This window comes from Chryseobacterium potabilaquae, assembly GCF_902728265.1.
Lineage (GTDB): Bacteria > Bacteroidota > Bacteroidia > Flavobacteriales > Weeksellaceae > Chryseobacterium > Chryseobacterium potabilaquae.
In genome coordinates, this window is the sequence record NZ_CACVBR010000031.1 from 1 (window position 1) to 16,551 (window position 16,551).

At 31.3% G+C, this 16,551-nt stretch carries 19 protein-coding genes; 17 read left to right on the forward strand and 2 right to left on the reverse strand.

From position 1 onward, the window contains the following. The first annotated feature begins 363 nt into the window (after positions 1 to 363). Positions 364 to 972: an outer membrane beta-barrel protein gene (locus tag CHRY9293_RS13850; protein WP_162033525.1), complete on the forward strand. Its 609-nt coding sequence runs from the start codon at positions 364 to 366 to the stop codon at positions 970 to 972. A gap of 232 nt (positions 973 to 1,204) precedes the next feature. Here the strand turns inward: CHRY9293_RS13850 and ffh are convergent, their stop codons facing one another. Both ffh and CHRY9293_RS13860 read right to left on the reverse strand, forming a co-directional pair. Beyond that, positions 1,205 to 2,566 (reverse strand): signal recognition particle protein, encoded by a 1,362-nt coding sequence (ffh, locus tag CHRY9293_RS13855; protein ID WP_162033526.1) that lies wholly within the window; start codon positions 2,564 to 2,566, stop codon positions 1,205 to 1,207. Between the two features lie 194 nt (positions 2,567 to 2,760). Then, on the reverse strand, positions 2,761 to 2,934 hold the full coding sequence (locus tag CHRY9293_RS13860) for a hypothetical protein (RefSeq protein ID WP_162033527.1): 174 nt from the start codon (positions 2,932 to 2,934) through the stop codon (positions 2,761 to 2,763). Positions 2,935 to 3,029: 95 nt separating this feature from the next. Between CHRY9293_RS13860 and atpB the strand changes: the two genes are divergently transcribed. The 16 genes from atpB (at position 3,030) to CHRY9293_RS13940 (ending at position 16,444) form a co-directional block, all read left to right on the forward strand. Next, on the forward strand, positions 3,030 to 4,151 hold the full coding sequence (gene atpB, locus CHRY9293_RS13865; RefSeq protein WP_162033528.1) for a F0F1 ATP synthase subunit A: 1,122 nt from the start codon (positions 3,030 to 3,032) through the stop codon (positions 4,149 to 4,151). 42 nt (positions 4,152 to 4,193) lie between these two features. Continuing rightward, positions 4,194 to 4,412, forward strand: coding sequence for an ATP synthase F0 subunit C (locus CHRY9293_RS13870; RefSeq protein ID WP_122547485.1), 219 nt, complete (start codon positions 4,194 to 4,196; stop codon positions 4,410 to 4,412). Positions 4,413 to 4,515: 103 nt separating this feature from the next. Beyond that, positions 4,516 to 5,010, forward strand: coding sequence for a F0F1 ATP synthase subunit B (locus tag CHRY9293_RS13875; RefSeq protein WP_122547484.1), 495 nt, complete (start codon positions 4,516 to 4,518; stop codon positions 5,008 to 5,010). Positions 5,011 to 5,012: 2 nt separating this feature from the next. Then, entirely contained in the window at positions 5,013 to 5,552 is a 540-nt protein-coding gene (gene atpH, locus CHRY9293_RS13880) for an ATP synthase F1 subunit delta (RefSeq protein WP_162033529.1), read from the forward strand. Between the two features lie 16 nt (positions 5,553 to 5,568). Beyond that, positions 5,569 to 7,146 (forward strand): F0F1 ATP synthase subunit alpha, encoded by a 1,578-nt coding sequence (gene atpA, locus CHRY9293_RS13885; RefSeq protein WP_122547482.1) that lies wholly within the window; start codon positions 5,569 to 5,571, stop codon positions 7,144 to 7,146. A gap of 76 nt (positions 7,147 to 7,222) precedes the next feature. Then, positions 7,223 to 8,086, forward strand: a complete 864-nt coding sequence (atpG, locus tag CHRY9293_RS13890) for an ATP synthase F1 subunit gamma (protein WP_122547481.1) — start codon at positions 7,223 to 7,225, stop codon at positions 8,084 to 8,086. A gap of 106 nt (positions 8,087 to 8,192) precedes the next feature. After that, positions 8,193 to 9,551 (forward strand): hemolysin family protein, encoded by a 1,359-nt coding sequence (locus CHRY9293_RS13895; RefSeq protein WP_162033530.1) that lies wholly within the window; start codon positions 8,193 to 8,195, stop codon positions 9,549 to 9,551. An 11-nt stretch (positions 9,552 to 9,562) separates the two neighbouring features. Next, positions 9,563 to 9,868, forward strand: a complete 306-nt coding sequence (locus CHRY9293_RS13900; RefSeq protein WP_122636600.1) for an ATP-dependent Clp protease adaptor ClpS — start codon at positions 9,563 to 9,565, stop codon at positions 9,866 to 9,868. Positions 9,869 to 9,982: 114 nt separating this feature from the next. Beyond that, positions 9,983 to 10,597, forward strand: a complete 615-nt coding sequence (gene udk / locus CHRY9293_RS13905; protein ID WP_162033531.1) for a uridine kinase — start codon at positions 9,983 to 9,985, stop codon at positions 10,595 to 10,597. Between the two features lies 1 nt (position 10,598). Then, on the forward strand, positions 10,599 to 10,955 hold the full coding sequence (locus CHRY9293_RS13910; RefSeq protein WP_162033532.1) for an FtsB family cell division protein: 357 nt from the start codon (positions 10,599 to 10,601) through the stop codon (positions 10,953 to 10,955). Between the two features lie 42 nt (positions 10,956 to 10,997). After that, positions 10,998 to 12,167 carry a methylmalonyl-CoA mutase family protein gene (locus CHRY9293_RS13915; RefSeq protein WP_162033533.1) on the forward strand — a complete coding sequence of 390 codons (1,170 nt, stop codon included), beginning with the start codon at positions 10,998 to 11,000 and terminating at the stop codon, positions 12,165 to 12,167. Next, the gene (locus CHRY9293_RS13920) at positions 12,167 to 12,607 is read left to right on the forward strand and encodes a DinB family protein (protein ID WP_162033534.1); all 441 of its coding nucleotides are present in this window, start codon (positions 12,167 to 12,169) and stop codon (positions 12,605 to 12,607) included. The genes CHRY9293_RS13915 and CHRY9293_RS13920 overlap by 1 nt, the downstream gene beginning before the upstream one ends. 10 nt (positions 12,608 to 12,617) lie before the next feature. Further along, on the forward strand, positions 12,618 to 13,766 hold the full coding sequence (locus tag CHRY9293_RS13925) for a class I SAM-dependent methyltransferase (RefSeq protein ID WP_162033535.1): 1,149 nt from the start codon (positions 12,618 to 12,620) through the stop codon (positions 13,764 to 13,766). 55 nt (positions 13,767 to 13,821) lie between these two features. After that, a complete protein-coding gene (locus tag CHRY9293_RS13930) occupies positions 13,822 to 14,094 on the forward strand; it encodes a hypothetical protein (protein WP_162033536.1) in 273 nt (90 codons plus the stop codon). Positions 14,095 to 14,249: 155 nt separating this feature from the next. After that, the gene (locus CHRY9293_RS13935; protein WP_162033537.1) at positions 14,250 to 15,629 is read left to right on the forward strand and encodes a dipeptidase; all 1,380 of its coding nucleotides are present in this window, start codon (positions 14,250 to 14,252) and stop codon (positions 15,627 to 15,629) included. Between the two features lie 107 nt (positions 15,630 to 15,736). Continuing rightward, positions 15,737 to 16,444: an SDR family oxidoreductase gene (locus tag CHRY9293_RS13940; RefSeq protein WP_185153221.1), complete on the forward strand. Its 708-nt coding sequence runs from the start codon at positions 15,737 to 15,739 to the stop codon at positions 16,442 to 16,444. Positions 16,445 to 16,551: the final 107 nt, after the last annotated feature.

Here is a 16,551-nt window from a genome sequence, read left to right on the forward strand (position 1 = left end):
TATATAGTCTTTTTGTATGAAAATAATTTTTATTCAAATAATTGTTTATTTTATTATTTTAAAATGTTTTTATAATTAAATAATTAAAATATTATTATTTTTTTTGTTGAAAAAATAATATAACGATAAAGTTTTGAACAAAAGAGAAGTGATAATTCTTTTTAGTTAAGGATATTAAAATCTAATTGAAAGAATAAAAATTCTTTTGTATAAAATTTGAATTAAAATAGGAATAAATAGGAAATGTTTGTTTGCATTGAAAAAAGCTAATAATTACATGTGATTTTAATCATGTTAACAAATTTTAATATTAGATTTGGGCTAGGTAAATTTGTCCCAGAAAGTATTAAAATTTTTTTTAAAATGAAAAAAGTATTATTAGCTGGTGCAATTGCACTTTTTGGATTGTCTAATGCACAGATTGCAAAAGGAACAACTTATGTTTCTGGAACTGTATCATATTCTTCAGAGCAAGATAATAATGATAACACAAAAGAGAATAAGCTAAGCTTAGTGCCAACTGTTGGATATTTTGTTGGAACTAATTTAGCAGTAGGTTTAGGCGTTGGATATAATTCAGATATGAATAAAACTGAGCTTACTAATGGATACAATAAATTTACAAAGTCTGCATTTGTAGTGGAGCCTTTCGTAAGAAAATATTGGACATTGAGCGAAAAATTATATATCTTCGGACAACTTTCAGTTCCAATGCAGTTTGGAAATGTTAAAGGTGAAACTTCTACAAACAATGTAACTACTTCACAGAAAACTAACTTCAACTCTTTCGGAGTTTCTGTAAAACCAGGTCTTGATTATTTCTTAAACAAAAACTGGACAATTGAAGCTACAATTGGTGATTTTGGATATAACAATTCAAAATATGATGGTTCTAAAAGCGTAGACAATTATAAGTTTGGACTTAACTTAGCTTCTGTAGGATTAGGAGTTAAATATGTTTTTACTAAATAAAAACAATATATTTAAATAATATATAAAGAAGGCTATCTAATTAGATAGCCTCTTTTTTTGCAAATACTGTCTGATCCTAAACATGGCTTACACAAAACAGCAATGTTATGGAAGAGTTTATTATTATAATTGAATATATACAAAGGGTTGTTTTTTATACCTATATAAAATAAAAGACCCAATTCAAAGCTGAATTGGATCTTTTATTTTATATTTTGTTGAGATTAAAAAATTATTTCCCAAACATTCCGCCCATTCCTGGCATATTTGGCATTTTACTCATCATCTGCATCATTTGTTTTCCTTGAGGTCCTTGCATCATTTTCATCATTTTTCCCATTTGATCAAATTGCTTCATTAATTGATTAACATCTTCAATCTTTCTTCCGGCACCCTTGGCAATTCTTTGTTTTCTTTGAGTATTGATTATAGATGGCCTTCTTCTTTCGTCAGGTGTCATAGAATAAATAATAGCTTCAATATGCTTGAAAGCATCATCACTAATTTCTACATCTTTAATGGCTTTTCCAACTCCTGGAATCATCCCCATTAAGTCTTTCATATTACCCATTTTTTTAATTTGATTAATTTGCTTTAAGAAATCATCAAATCCAAATTCGTTTTTTGCAATTTTTTTATGAAGTTTTTTTGCTTCTTCTTCATCAAATTGCTCTTGGGCTCTTTCTACTAACGAAACAACATCACCCATCCCTAAGATTCTGTCTGCCATTCTTTCAGGGTAGAAGAGGTCCAAAGCTTCCATTTTCTCCCCTGTAGAAATAAACTTAATAGGTTTCTCAACTACAGAACGAATGGTTAAAGCAGCACCCCCTCGTGTATCACCATCCAATTTTGTAAGAACAACCCCATCAAAATTTAAAACATCATTAAATGCTTTTGCAGTATTAACAGCATCCTGACCTGTCATAGAATCTACCACAAATAAGGTTTCTTGAGGCTTGATAAAATAATGAACAGATTTAATCTCATCCATCATTTGTTGATCTATCGCCAAACGACCCGCGGTGTCAACTATTACAACATCATGGTTATTTTGTTTTGCAAAATTAATGGCGTTCTCTGCAATGGTAGAAGGGTTTGTAACTCCTTCTTCAGTATAAACAGGAACTCCAATTTGTCCCCCTAAAACTTTTAGCTGATCAATAGCTGCTGGACGGTAAATATCACATGCCACCAATAAAGGGGACTTATTTTTTTTAGTTTTTAAATAATTAGCAAGTTTTCCGGAGAATGTTGTTTTACCAGATCCCTGAAGACCTGCAATAAGAATTACAGATGGTTTCCCTGAAAGATTAATTCCTTCCTGAGATCCTCCCATTAAATCTACTAATTCATCGTGAACAATTTTGGTCATCAATTGTCCTGGAGTAAGAGACGTAAGAACGTTTTGCCCTAAGGCTTTATCTTGAACTCTTTTAGTAAGATCTTTTGCTACTTTATAATTAACATCAGCATCTACCAATGCCCTGCGTATTTCTTTTACCGTTTCTGCAACATTGATTTCTGTGATCTTTCCTCTTCCGGAAATATTATGAAGAGCTTTGTCTAATTTATCCTGTAAACTATTAAACATATCTATTGTAAATTATATAGGTTTGCAAAAATAAGGATTTTTTACTAATATATATTATATATAGGGTTGAGATTTGTTTTGTTTAAAAAATTATAATTTTATTTTTGCAGCATGAATTTCAGAGATATTTTCGTTATTGTATTTTTAATTACCCTATTAAATTGCACAGTATATATTATATTTAAAAAGTATTTTTATGGAAAACCTGATGCTGGGATGAAGTTTTTAGCTGTTAATATTCTGAAAGATATTATTTGGTTAATCATTTCTCTCTCAATTATTGATAAAACAAAGGATGGTTTTCTCTCTTTGGTGATCTGCTTTGTAGTGGCTTCTTTTCTTATATATTTACCTGTAATCAAACTCATTAACAAATCTTGATTTTATTGATGATAAAAATCAATTTTTAATATTGGTAATTTTTAATAAAATCGATATATTTGCACACGATTAAAAAAGAGATATGAACAGAAAAATTTCTTCATTATTTTTCGCATTTTTATTTATGTTTATTAGTAATCTAGCTATTGCTCAACATGAATCAGAAGGTGAAAAGTTAGCTGAAAAAGTAGAGCACAAAGAAGCGGAGAACAGCTTTAATGCTACCGAGATGATCATGGAACACATCGGTGATTCTAATGAATGGCATTTATGGACTACAAAAGATAATAATGGTGAAGAACACCATGTTTCTATCCCTTTACCTGTAATTATTAAAGATAATTTAGGTTGGCATACTTTTCTTTCAAGTAGTATAGCTCATGGACATGAACATGATGGATATACGTTAGAACATGGACAAGTAGTTTCTACAACGGGAGTAAAGAAAGCCGCTTTGTTTTCAATAATAAGTGGGGAACAAAAGTCAAATGAAGTTTTTTTCGATCTTTCAATTACTAAAAACACGGCTTCCATGTTTTTATCAGTTATTTTTATGATGATTGTCTTTATTGGAATGGCAAGAAGTTATAAAAATTCTCAACTTCCAACAGGAATTGGAAAAGTAATGGAGCCTGTAATCGTATTTATTAGAGATGAAGTGGCAATACCTAATATAGGGTCTGTTAAGTATAAAAGATATATGCCTTATTTATTAACTGCATTCTTTTTTATATGGTTTAATAACCTTTTTGGATTAGTTCCATTTTTCCCTGGAGGAGCAAACCTTACAGGTAATATTGCTATTACAGCGGTTTTAGCGATCATTACTTTATTGATTACATTATTTAGTGCTAATAAAGATTATTGGAAGCATATCTTTATGCCACCAGTTCCAATTTTATTATATCCTATTATGGTTCCAATTGAGATCATTGGAGTTTTTACAAAACCTTTCGCTTTGATGATGCGACTTTTTGCTAACGTGACGGCAGGACACATTATGATCTTAGCTATTATATCTTTGATCTTTATTTTTAAATCTCCATTTTTAGGATTTGCATCTGTACCGTTAGCTCTATTCGTTTCAGTATTGGAATTATTAGTGGCGGCGCTACAAGCATATATTTTTACTGTATTATCCGCATTATTTATAGGTATTGCGGTAGCAGAGCACGAACATGGTCATGAAGAGCATGCTCATTAATTAAAAATGAACAAATAATTTTAACTAAATATTTATTTTATTATGGATTTATCAACTGGAGCAGGATTAGTTTACGTAGGTATCGGTTTAGCAGTACTAGGAGTAGGTCTTGGTATTGGTAAAATCGGAGGACACGCAATGGATGCTATTGCTAGACAACCTGAGCAAGCAGGTAAGATTCAAGGAGCAATGCTTATTGCTGCTGGTCTTATTGAAGGTGCTGGTCTTATTGCAATCATCTTTGGTGCTTTCATCAAGTAATCATCCTCAAAAAAACATTCTTAGCAGTAACGCGGTTGGCTTAGCTGCTAAGAATTTTACAAACAATCCATAAAAATTAAACCTTAAAAAAGAATTTACAGATATGGGAATTATTGAACCTGGAATTGGACTTTTATTTTGGATGACCCTTACATTTGTTATCCTATTATTTCTTCTATCAAAATTTGCTTGGAAACCAATCGTAAATGCAGTTAATGATAGAGAAACCTCTATTGTTGATGCTTTAAACCAAGCTAAATTGGCTAAAAAAGAGATGGAAGATCTTAAAGCTGATAACGAAAGAATTATTCGTGAGGCTAAAATGGAAAGAGATGCTATTCTTAAAGAAGCTAGAGAAATTAAAGATAGAATCGTTGGGGATGCTAAAGATATTGCTAAAAATGAAGCAGATAAGTTGATCGAAGCAGCAAAACAAACCATAGAATCTGAGAAAAACGCTGCTATGGCAGATATTAAAACTCAAATTGGTGCTTTATCTGTAAATATTGCTGAATCTATCTTAAAACAAAGATTGGATAATAATGAAGCGCAAAATGAATTAGTTCAAAATTATTTAAATCAATCTAATCTTAACTAAGAATGCTTACATCAAAAGTAGCTAAAAGATACGCACAAGGTTTGCTTGATTTCACAAACGAATCAGGGCAAACTGCTACTGTATTTTCTGAGATGAAAGATGTGGTAAAACTGATGTCTGAATCTAAAGAGTTAAACAGGTTTTTCCTCACACCTTATATTGACACTAAAAAGAAAATTGAGGTAGCAAACGAAATATTTAAAGGATTATCCGTTTCTTCTCAAAATTTGATTCGATTAGTAATCAAGCAAGGACGTGAAAATCAATTGAAAAATATTGCACAAGAATATATTAATAAGGTAGAAGATATTAATGGGGTTCAGAGGATAACACTTACGTTGGCTACAGAACTTTCAAGAGATAATATCAATCAGATTCTAAGATCTACTCATTTGGTAAATGTGAACTCTAATTTTGACTTAAAAGTTAATATCAATTCAGATATTTTGGGAGGGTACATCCTAAGAGTTGGTGATCAACAAGTAGATGCATCTGTAAAAACTAAACTTAATCAAGTTAAAAAAGATTTTCAATTAAATTAAGAAAAACAACCATACAATGGCAGAAATAAATCCGGCAGAAGTATCTGCGATCTTAAAACAACAATTGGCCAACTTCGACACTCAATCAAATGTTGAAGAAGTAGGTACAGTTTTAACCATCGGTGATGGTATTGCTCGTGTATACGGGTTAGAAAATGTACAATATGGAGAGTTGGTGAAGTTTTCTAGTGATGTAGAAGGTATTGTACTTAACCTTGAAGAAGACAACGTAGGGGTTGCTTTACTAGGAGAAAGTAAATTAGTAAAAGAAGGAGATACAGTAAGAAGAACAAACCGAATTTCATCTATTAAAGTAGGAGAAGGGATGTTAGGTAGAGTAGTGGACACTCTTGGTAATCCTATCGATGGTAAAGGTCCTATTGCTGGGGATTTATACGAAATGCCATTGGAAAGAAAAGCTCCTGGAGTTATCTTCAGACAACCGGTAACTGAACCATTACAGTCTGGTATTGTTGCGATTGATGCGATGATTCCTGTTGGAAGAGGTCAGAGAGAGCTTATTATTGGTGATAGACAAACAGGTAAAACTACTGTTGCGATAGATACGATCATCAATCAGAAAGAATTTTTTGATGCAGGGAAGCCTGTATATTGTATATATGTTGCAATTGGTCAAAAAGCGTCTACTGTAGCACAAATTGTTAAAACACTTTCTGATAAAGGAGCTTTAGCATATACTGTAATCGTTGCTGCTAATGCATCAGATCCAGTTCCAATGCAAGTATATTCTGCTATGGCAGGAGCTTCTATTGGTGAGTTCTTTAGAGATACAGGGAGACCCGCTCTAATCGTTTATGATGATTTATCTAAACAAGCTGTTGCGTACCGTGAACTTTCTCTTTTATTGAGAAGGCCACCAGGTCGTGAGGCTTATCCTGGAGACGTATTCTATCTTCACTCAAGATTATTAGAAAGAGCAGCGAAAGTTATTGCTGATGATAATATAGCAAGTCAAATGAATGATTTACCGGAATCTTTAAAACCAATTGTAAAAGGTGGGGGATCATTGACAGCACTTCCAATTATTGAAACTCAAGCTGGTGACGTTTCTGCATATATTCCAACGAACGTAATCTCTATTACAGATGGGCAGATTTTCTTGGAATCTGATCTATTCAACTCAGGGGTTCGTCCTGCGATCAACGTAGGTATCTCTGTATCTAGAGTAGGAGGTAATGCACAGATCAAGTCAATGAAAAAAGTTTCTGGTACTCTTAAACTAGATCAGGCTCAATATAAAGAATTAGAAGCGTTTGCTAAATTTGGATCAGATCTTGATGCTTCTACTTTAGCGGTAATCTCTAAAGGAGAAAGAAATGTTGAGATCCTTAAGCAACCGGTTAATGCTCCACTTCCTGTCGACAGTCAGGTAGCAATCGTATATGCTGGAACAGAAAACTTAATGAGAAACGTTCCTATTAGAAAAATTAAAGAATTCCAACACGAATATATAGAGTTCCTAAGATCTAAGCATCCTGACACAATGGCCGCTATTAAAGCTGGGAAAATTGATGATTCTATCACAAGTGTTCTTAAGCAGGCTGCTAACGACTTAGCTTCAAAATATAATTAAAAAATTCAATGTTTAAGGTTTAGAATACATCGTTTTAGACCTTAAACTTTAGACCTTAAACCTTGAACCAAAATTAATGGCAAACTTAAAAGAAATACGAAGCAGAATTAGTTCAATATCATCTACGATGCAAATTACACGTGCTATGAAAATGGTTTCCGCAGCGAAACTAAAAAAAGCACAGGATGCTATTGTGATGTTAAGACCTTATTCTGAGAAATTACAAGAACTGATACAGAATGTAAATTCTAGCTCAGATCCTGATCAGATTTCTATTTATGCTCAAAAAAGAGAGGTAAAAAGAATTCTTTTTATCGCTGTTACTTCAAACAGAGGTTTGGCAGGTGCTTTTAACTCTTCCATTGTAAAGGAACTCAATATTCAGTTTCAGAATAATTCTAAATATGAAATTGAAGTACTTTCAATAGGTAAAAAGGCATATGATGCAATAAGAAAGAGTCGAAAAGTGTATGCTAATGAAAGTGGTGTTTATGATAATTTGAACTTTGAGGTTGTTGCTAATGTGGTAGAAGGGGTAATGAGTAGCTTCAGAGACGGTAAATTTGATGAAGTTTATTTGATCTATAATAAATTTGTCAATGCAGCGACTCAAGAAGTAACTACAGAGCAGCTTCTTCCTATATTAATGCCTGAAACTACAGAACCTCAGACCGAAACAGATTATATTTTTGAACCCAATAGAGAAGAAATCTTGGATAACTTAATCCCTAAGTCTATTAAAACGCAGGTATTTAAAGCAATCCTTGATTCAGTAGCATCTGAACATGGAGCTAGAATGACAGCAATGCACAAAGCAACTGACAATGCACAGGCTCTAAAAAATGATTTGGTAATTTTCTATAATAAAGCAAGACAGGCTGCTATTACAAACGAAATTTTAGAGATCGTTTCTGGAGCAGAAGCTTTAAAAAATTCTTAACAAATTATATTTTAACAAAATATTAAAAGCATCGAGCATTTCGATGCTTTTTTTGTTATCTTTATTTTACATATCTTTGTAGAAATAAATTTTATATAATCTCTAAATGGATTCGGACATAGTCAGGCTTTTGTTAGCCTTATTTCTTGTATTACTAAATGGTTTTTTCGTAGCCGCAGAATTTTCAATTGTTAAAGTTCGTTATTCACAAATCCAATTAAAAGCTGCAGAAGGCAATTCTATGGCAAAGCAAGCAGAGCATATTATCAAACATTTAGATGAATATCTCTCCGCGACACAATTAGGGATTACCTTAGCTTCTCTAGCTTTAGGATGGGTTGGAGAAAGTGCTCTTCATCATGTTGTAGAAAATATTTTTAAATCACTTAACATTAATCTTAGTGATGCTTCAATAACCTCGGTGTCAGTAGTAATAAGTTTTGTACTAATCACGATTATGCATATTGTATTTGGAGAGTTAATTCCTAAATCAATAGCGATTAGAAAATCAGAAGCAACGACTATGGCAACAGCTGTTCCATTAAGAGTTTTTTATACCATATTCAAACCATTTATATGGTTAATGAATTATATGTCAAACGCTTTTCTAAGAATAGTTAATATTCATCCTGCTTCTGAACAAGAAATTCATTCTACCGAAGAACTTCAGCTTTTGGTAAAACAAAGTGCTGATAGTGGAGAAATTGAAGAAGAAAATTATGAAATTATTAAAAACGCATTTGATTTCACTGATCATTCAGCAAAGCAAATCATGGTTCCTCGACAGAACATTACATCGATCGATTTTGAGGAAGAAATTAATGTGATTATTAATAAAATAATGGAAAGCGGATATTCCCGTATTCCTGTATATGTAAATTCAATAGATAATGTTATTGGGATTTTTTATACCAAAGAAATTATAAGAGAGTATGTAAAAAGAAAAGGAGAGCTTAATCATGATGATTTAAAAGATCTAATGAGAGGTGCTTTCTTTGTGGTAGGGAGTAAGAAAATATCTGATTTATTAAAAGTTTTTCAGCAAAAAAAACAACATATTGCGATTGTAATTGATGAATTTGGTGGAACAGAAGGGATTATTACTTTAGAAGATATATTAGAAGAATTGGTGGGAGAAATTCAGGATGAAGAGGATGATGAAGATAAAGTGGTGGATAAAATAGGAGAGAATATTTATTGGGTACAAGCTACACAACCTCTAGATGAAATCAATGAATTTTTGCCTAAAAAATTGCCTCTTTCAGAAGAAAGTGAATATAATACATTAGCAGGTCTTATCCTTCATGAATTGGAAGATATACCGGAGGAAAATCAGGAATTCGAGTTAGAAAATTATCACTTTAAGATTTTGAAAATGAATAATAAAAGTGTAGAACTGGTAGAAATGGTATATGAACAGTCTAATAATGTTAATGATCTAGCAGATAAGCTAGGAGAAGTTTAAAATACTTACGTATGATCGAATTTAATGATATAAGAGATTATGAAAATCCAAAACGACAATATGAAGAAGAAGTTCTTGTTTTGGAGGATACAGATGATATTTATAAGTTAATCCTACATAATGATGATATTCACACCTTTGATTATGTAATTGATTGTCTAATTGAAGTTTGCAAACATACATTGGAACAGGCTGAACAATGTACGATTTTGGTACATTACAAAGGAAAGTGTACAGTGAAAACAGGATCAATGGATATCTTGAAACCTATGCATGAAAAACTGCTTTCAAGGGAATTAACAAGTGAAATAGTATAAAAACTCCGGTAATTTACCGGAGTTTTTCTTTCCTGAAACTTTACCTATTTATTATTTTATTTGCATTAAAGTAAAATAGTATATTTGTAGAAATTATTAAAGAAACTACGAAGAATGCTTGTAATAGGAATTGCGGGAGGAACGGGATCCGGTAAAACTACGGTTGTTGATAAAGTACTTCAACAACTTGACATCGAAGGAATGAATATACTTTCTCAGGATAATTATTATCATGATAATCAAAATCTAACTTTATCCGAAAGAGAAGCTTTAAATTATGATCATCCAAAGTCTATAGATTTTGATTTACTTATTAAACATGTAAAAGCGTTAAAAAATAATGAGTCTATTGAACAGCCGATTTATAGCTTTGTTACTCATTCCAGAACAGGAGACCATGTTACTATAGAACCTAAAAACGTATTGGTAGTAGAGGGAATCTTAGTTCTTACGAATAAAGATTTATTGAAAGAATTTGATTTGAAAGTTTTTGTTCATGCAGATTCGGACGAAAGATTGATTAGAAGAATTAAAAGAGATACACAGGAAAGGGGGAGAGATCTGAACGAAGTTTTACATCGTTATCAGACCACTTTAAAACCTATGCATCAGGAATTTATTGAGCCTTCAAAAAATGAAGCGGATCTTATAATCCCTAATATGAGGCAAAATTCCGTGGCGATTGATTTTTTAACTACTGTGATTAAAAACTCATTGAGAAAACATTAAAATGCCTGCAAAAAAATTAATTAAAGATATCCAACCGAAATCTGAAAGGGTAAAATTTATTCAAAAGTATATAGTGAATAAGTATACAATTACTATCTGTTTATTTTTGGTTTGGATGGTTTTTTTTGATAAAACTTCATTTTTGGTTATTCACGAGCTTAATGGAGAGATAAGTAAATATGAGGACCAGTTGGAATATTATAAAGCTGAATATGAAAAAAATGATCGGTTTTATAAAAAGTTAATGAATAACAAATCTGAAAAGGAAAAATACGCAAGAGAAAATTATTTTATGAAGAAGCCGGATGAAGAAATTTTCATATTGGTTGTAGATAGTACAAATAGTGCTAAAAAATAATGAAATTCATTTTCAACAACTCATATAACTAATCTAAAGCTAATGCGAAATACAGAGACACTTTTAAACTGGGAAAAATTAGTAAAAAAACAACTCAAAACAGAAGACGATATTTACTCAATTCTTAAAAAAAATAATTTAGAAGGAATTGATGTAAAACCCTTTTATGACTCGATTCATAAAGCATTGATAAATTTACCCAAAGTGGAAGAAAGTACTCATTTGGTTTCTCATTACGATCCAAGTTTAGAAGAAGATGTATTTGCATTTATTTTAGACCATAATGTAGAGGATTTAGAACAAAAAACAATCTTTATCAATAATAAAGATCTTGCAGGTCACATAAGTCCGGAAGAAAATGACAATTACTTTTCATTAATTGATGTGTTTGATGAAAATGAAGGAAGTATTGACGATCAATTAGCTAAAGAATTATTAGCAAAAGATTTTAAAAGAAATATTTGTGTAGATATTTCTCTTCACCAAAATGCAGGAGCTGCAATCTATCAACAATTAGGAATTGCGTTGGCAAAAACAAAAGAGCTTGTTGAAGTATACGGTTCTGATATTTTAAATAAAATTATTTTCAGAATGGCTATTGGTGGAAATTATTTTTTTGAAATAGCTAAAATCAGGGCTTTTAAGCTTATTTTCAACCAACTTTCTAAAGAGTATGGACTAGATGATATTCCTTATATTTTTTCTGAAACTTCGCTGAGGAATAAAGCTGTTTCTGATCACGAAAATAATCTGATTCGTTCTACTTTAGAAATTGCAGCGGCTATGATAGGCGGATCTGATGCTGTTTTTAGTAATAATTATCTTATAGGTAAAAAAGGCACAAAAAATTCTGAAGAAATTTCTTTCAAGCAACAAATTGTATTAGCTTATGAAAGCATTCTTAATGTATTTGAAGATGCTTCCAATGGCAGTTATTATATTGAAGATATTACCCAACAGATAGCCGAAAAATCTTGGGCATTCTTTGTAGAAATAGAAGAGAAAGGAGGTTATCTACAACTTTTAAAGGAGGGAAGTATGCAGAGGAAAATTTATGATCATGCAATTGAGGAACAAAAATGGGTTCAAGAAGGAAAAATAAAGTTGATTGGCGTTAATTTATATCCGAAATTAGACATTACAATGTCAATTGATGATTTATATAATGAAAAAGAAATAAAAGCTGTTCGTTGGGCAGAAATGTTTGAGTAATGAAAGAAAAATTAATTGATTTATTCGAGTATACATTTACGTTTAATCTTGAGATGATCAAAATTATTTCCGAGAATAAGTCTCAGGTAGATGATAGGACAATCAATTTAATTAATCATACACTTAATGCTCAACAGATTTGGAATTCTAGAATTTTAAATGAGAAAGCTTTTGATGTGTGGCAAATAAATCTTTTTGAAAACTTAGTTGAAATTAATCATCGTAATTATATTAAAAGTATTGAAATTTTAAATAATCATGATTTAGAGAAAAAGATTGAATATCAAAATTCTAGAGGTGAAAAGTTTGAAAATACCATCTTTGAAATGCTTTTTCATGTAATTAATCATTCAACATATCATAGAGGCCAAATCAATTCATACCTGAAACAAAGTGGCATTACCCCAATAGTAACAGATTATATCTTTTATAAAAGATAATTTTTAAGTATTGAATAAAAATATTCTAACTCAAGAAGTTCAACAATATATCAATGCGAATCTAAATGCAGATTTACATTCTTTATTGTTAAAAAAATCTCCATTTAATGATGTTTCCATACAGGAAATTGTACAACAAATTAAAGGCAAGAAAGTAGCATCGAAAAAGTTTCCCTTTTTATTGAAAGAAGGAATTGTTTTTCCAGCTCAGCTTAATTTAGAACAATCCTCATCAGAAATAACCGCTATTTATAAATCTAATATGGTAAAAGGAGAAAGCTTTATTGATCTTACAAGTGGGTTGGGAATTGATGCTTATTATTTGTCACGAAACTTTAGTAAAGTTACTCTTGTCGAACAAAATATTGATCTTTTAGAAATTGTTGAAAATAATTGGAATATACTAGGAAAAGAAGCAAGGTTTGTTCATCAAAAGCTAGAAGATTTTTTAGATCAAAATAAAGATACTTTTGATACCATTTATCTCGATCCTGCGAGAAGAGATCACCATAAGAATAAAGTTTTTCTTTTAGAAGATTTATCTCCTAATATATTAGAAATTGAAGAGAAATTGCTTTCTTTTTCTAATGAGGTAATCATAAAACTTTCCCCATTAATTGATTTGAAATATCTTGTTTCTGCTTTGCCCCGTATTTTTAGAATAGATATTGTGGCTTTAAAAAATGAAGTAAAGGAAATCCTTATATTTTTATCTAAAAATAAGGTAAAAGAAATTGTTTGTCATTGTGTTAATTTAGAAAGTGGAGAACCTATTTTCACATTTAATGTTGGAGATGAAGAAAGTGTTCTCAAAGAATATTTTGAGCCTGAACAATTTATCTATATTCCTAATAATTCCATATTAAAGGCCGGAACTTTTAATCTCATTTCAGAAAAATTTGGATTAAAAAAATTACATCCTAATACCCATCTTTATACATCTATGCATAAGATTGAAGATTTTCCGGGAAGAGTTTTGAAAACTCAAATTATTGAATCTAAGCAAATTAAAAAAAATAGCCAGTATAATATTATTTCAAAAAATTATCCTTTAAAACCAGAGGAGATAAAAAAGAAATATGGTTTAAAAGATGGAGGAGAGAGATATCTTATTTTTACACAATCCAAAAAAGGAAAAATAATATTAAAATCAATATAAAACTGTTGCCGAAAAAATTATGATTTCTTAATTTTGGGCAATCAAAAATTTAAACATGAGAAAGTTAATTATATGTTTAGCTGTTGCCTCGCTAGTGGTAAGTTGTAAAAAAATACAAGCAGGAGGTAGTAAAAATAATATTAAATTAGAAGAAGGAGTGGAAAGATATTCTGACGATCCGCAAGGGGTTGAGGGACACGGTCACGAAGCAACAATGGAACATACAGAGGAAGCATCTCCTGATAAGAAAGAGACTATGGCTCCAAAAGCTGATAGTACAGCTGCTGCAAAACCAACCGATACACAAAAGCCAAAAGCTGAGCACTAATTATCGGAATATAATATAAAAAATGTCCTGGAGAATGCAGGACATTTTTTATGCAAGTTATTTATAATCAATACGTAATTATCCCTTAGGAAAAACATAATTTTTGTTTGTTCCTGCTAGGCATTTTTTTTACTTTTAGCAAAACAAAATTTACAATGCAAGAGACATTAAATTACATTAACGAAAACAAACAACGTTTCGTAGATGAATTATTTGAGTTACTGAGAATTCCTTCTATTTCTGCTGATCCTGCTTACAAAGACGAAGTACTAAAATGTGCAGATGTTTGTGCAGAGCATCTTAAAAACGCAGGTGCTGATAATGTGGAAGTTTGTAAAACGAAAGGATACCCTATTGTTTTTGGTGAGAAAATGGTAGACACAAATTTGCCCACAGTTCTTGTGTATGGACACTATGATGTTCAACCTGCCGATCCATTAGATTTATGGAAAAAACCTCCTTTTGAACCTTATATTGAGAAAACTGAACTGCATCCTGAAGGAGCTATCTTTGCAAGAGGTTCCGCAGACGATAAAGGACAATTTTTCATGCATTTAAAAGCATTTGAAGCCATGATGAAGACGAATACTCTTCCATGTAATGTTAAATTTATTTTAGAGGGAGAAGAAGAAGTAGGTTCGGTAAGTTTAGGGGACTTTGTTAATGAAAATAAAGAAAAATTATCTTGCGATTGTATTTTAATTTCCGACACCCATATTTATAGCAATGAACAGCCTACTGTTACAACGGGATTAAGAGGATTAAGTTATGTAGAAGTGGAAGTGGAAGGTCCCAACAGAGATTTACATTCCGGACTTTATGGTGGTGCTGTTCCTAATCCTATTCATGTACTTTCTAGAATGATTGCCAAATTAATTAATGAAGACGGTTATATTACGATAGATGGATTTTATGATAATGTTGATATTGTTTCTGAGGCAGATCGAGCAGAAATGAATAAACTAAAAGATAATCCTGAAGAATTTAAAAAATCTATTGGATTGAATGGTGTAGAAGGAGAGAAAGGATATACAACACTGGAGAGAACATCTATTCGCCCTACTTTAGACTGTAATGGAATTTGGGGAGGATATACAGGTGAAGGAGCAAAAACAGTAATTCCTTCTAAAGCTTTTGCTAAGATTTCAATGCGTTTGGTACCTTATCAGACTCCTGAAGAAATTACCGAAAAGTTCACAAAATATTTTGAAAAAATCGCTCCCGCAAATGTTAAAATAAAAGTAACTCCACATCATGGAGGAATGCCTTATGTATTGCCGACTGAAACAAAAGAATTTTTAGCAGCTAAGCAAGCCATGGAAACAGCGTTTGGAAAAGAGGTATTGCCTTATAGAGGAGGAGGAAGTATTCCGATTACCTCTATGTTTGAAAAGGTATTAGGTGCTAAATCTGTGTTGATGGGCTTCGGTCTTGATTCTGATGCTATTCATTCACCAAATGAACATTACGGACTATTTAATTTTTATAAAGGAATTGAAAGTATTCCACTATTCTTTGAAAATTATACAAAATAGTAATATAATACTAAAAATAAGAAGTTTTAAAACTGATAAATCTTAATGATAAATAAAACGCTTCAATTGAAGCGTTTTATTTATTTTTATAGGACAAAATTAATGGAATGTTAAAAAATAAAGTAGCTTATATAACAGGAGGAACAAAAGGAATAGGTTTTGGAATTACAAAAGTATTACTTGAAAATGGTATTTCGGTTGCATTTTCAGGAAGAAGAAAAGACGATGTTGAAAAAGCTGAACAGGAACTTAAACAGTATTCTGAAAATGTTTTAGGTATTGTTTCAGATGTGAGAAGCCTTGATAATGAATATAGCGCAATACAACATACAGTTGAAAAGTTTGGACGGTTGGATTTTGTTATTGCCAATGCAGGATTAGGTATTTTTAAGCCGGTGGATGAGCTCAGTGCAGAAGATTGGAATGATATGATTGAAACAAACTTAACCGGTGTTTTTTATACTTTAAAAGCTTCTGTAGAGGAACTTAAGAAAACCGAAGGATATTATATTACCATTTCTAGTTTGGCGGGAGCCAATTTCTTTGAAAAAGGGGCAGGATATAATGCATCAAAATTTGGAGTCGTAGGATTTACTCAAGCAGCTATGATTGATTTAAGAAAGTATAATATTAAATCTACCGTGATCATGCCAGGCTCGGTCGCAACGCACTTTAATGGAAATATTCCATCAGAAAAGGACAATTGGAAGATCCAACCTGAAGATATGGGAAACTTAGTAGTGGATATTTTGAAAATTAATCCTAGAGTTTTACCTAGTAAAATAGAATTTCGAGCAACAAAACCAGGTATTTAGAGGCTTCTAATGCATTGAATAATAAATTAATAAGTATTATGCATGCATAATATATTTTTTATCTATATTAGCGAAATTAATTAAATCAAAATCTCTTCTTAAAATTT

What these genes read in the sequence shown, in the direction of transcription:
- CHRY9293_RS13870 (WP_122547485.1), top strand. Translation starts at nt 4,194, where the DNA reads ATGGATTTATCAACTGGAGCAGGATTAGTTTACGTAGGTATCGGTTTA.
- CHRY9293_RS13935 (WP_162033537.1), top strand. Translation starts at nt 14,250, where the DNA reads ATGCAAGAGACATTAAATTACATTAACGAAAACAAACAACGTTTCGTA.
- CHRY9293_RS13930 (WP_162033536.1), top strand. Translation starts at nt 13,822, where the DNA reads ATGAGAAAGTTAATTATATGTTTAGCTGTTGCCTCGCTAGTGGTAAGT.
- atpB (WP_162033528.1), top strand. Translation starts at nt 3,030, where the DNA reads ATGAACAGAAAAATTTCTTCATTATTTTTCGCATTTTTATTTATGTTT.
- CHRY9293_RS13860 (WP_162033527.1), bottom strand. Translation starts at nt 2,934, where the DNA reads ATGAGTTTGATTACAGGTAAATATATAAGAAAAGAAGCCACTACAAAG.
- ffh (WP_162033526.1), bottom strand. Translation starts at nt 2,566, where the DNA reads ATGTTTAATAGTTTACAGGATAAATTAGACAAAGCTCTTCATAATATT.
- atpA (WP_122547482.1), top strand. Translation starts at nt 5,569, where the DNA reads ATGGCAGAAATAAATCCGGCAGAAGTATCTGCGATCTTAAAACAACAA.
- CHRY9293_RS13900 (WP_122636600.1), top strand. Translation starts at nt 9,563, where the DNA reads ATGATCGAATTTAATGATATAAGAGATTATGAAAATCCAAAACGACAA.
- CHRY9293_RS13915 (WP_162033533.1), top strand. Translation starts at nt 10,998, where the DNA reads ATGCGAAATACAGAGACACTTTTAAACTGGGAAAAATTAGTAAAAAAA.
- CHRY9293_RS13850 (WP_162033525.1), top strand. Translation starts at nt 364, where the DNA reads ATGAAAAAAGTATTATTAGCTGGTGCAATTGCACTTTTTGGATTGTCT.
- udk (WP_162033531.1), top strand. Translation starts at nt 9,983, where the DNA reads ATGCTTGTAATAGGAATTGCGGGAGGAACGGGATCCGGTAAAACTACG.
- CHRY9293_RS13875 (WP_122547484.1), top strand. Translation starts at nt 4,516, where the DNA reads ATGGGAATTATTGAACCTGGAATTGGACTTTTATTTTGGATGACCCTT.
- CHRY9293_RS13920 (WP_162033534.1), top strand. Translation starts at nt 12,167, where the DNA reads ATGAAAGAAAAATTAATTGATTTATTCGAGTATACATTTACGTTTAAT.
- CHRY9293_RS13940 (WP_185153221.1), top strand. Translation starts at nt 15,737, where the DNA reads ATGTTAAAAAATAAAGTAGCTTATATAACAGGAGGAACAAAAGGAATA.
- atpG (WP_122547481.1), top strand. Translation starts at nt 7,223, where the DNA reads ATGGCAAACTTAAAAGAAATACGAAGCAGAATTAGTTCAATATCATCT.
- atpH (WP_162033529.1), top strand. Translation starts at nt 5,013, where the DNA reads ATGCTTACATCAAAAGTAGCTAAAAGATACGCACAAGGTTTGCTTGAT.
- CHRY9293_RS13910 (WP_162033532.1), top strand. Translation starts at nt 10,599, where the DNA reads ATGCCTGCAAAAAAATTAATTAAAGATATCCAACCGAAATCTGAAAGG.
- CHRY9293_RS13895 (WP_162033530.1), top strand. Translation starts at nt 8,193, where the DNA reads ATGGATTCGGACATAGTCAGGCTTTTGTTAGCCTTATTTCTTGTATTA.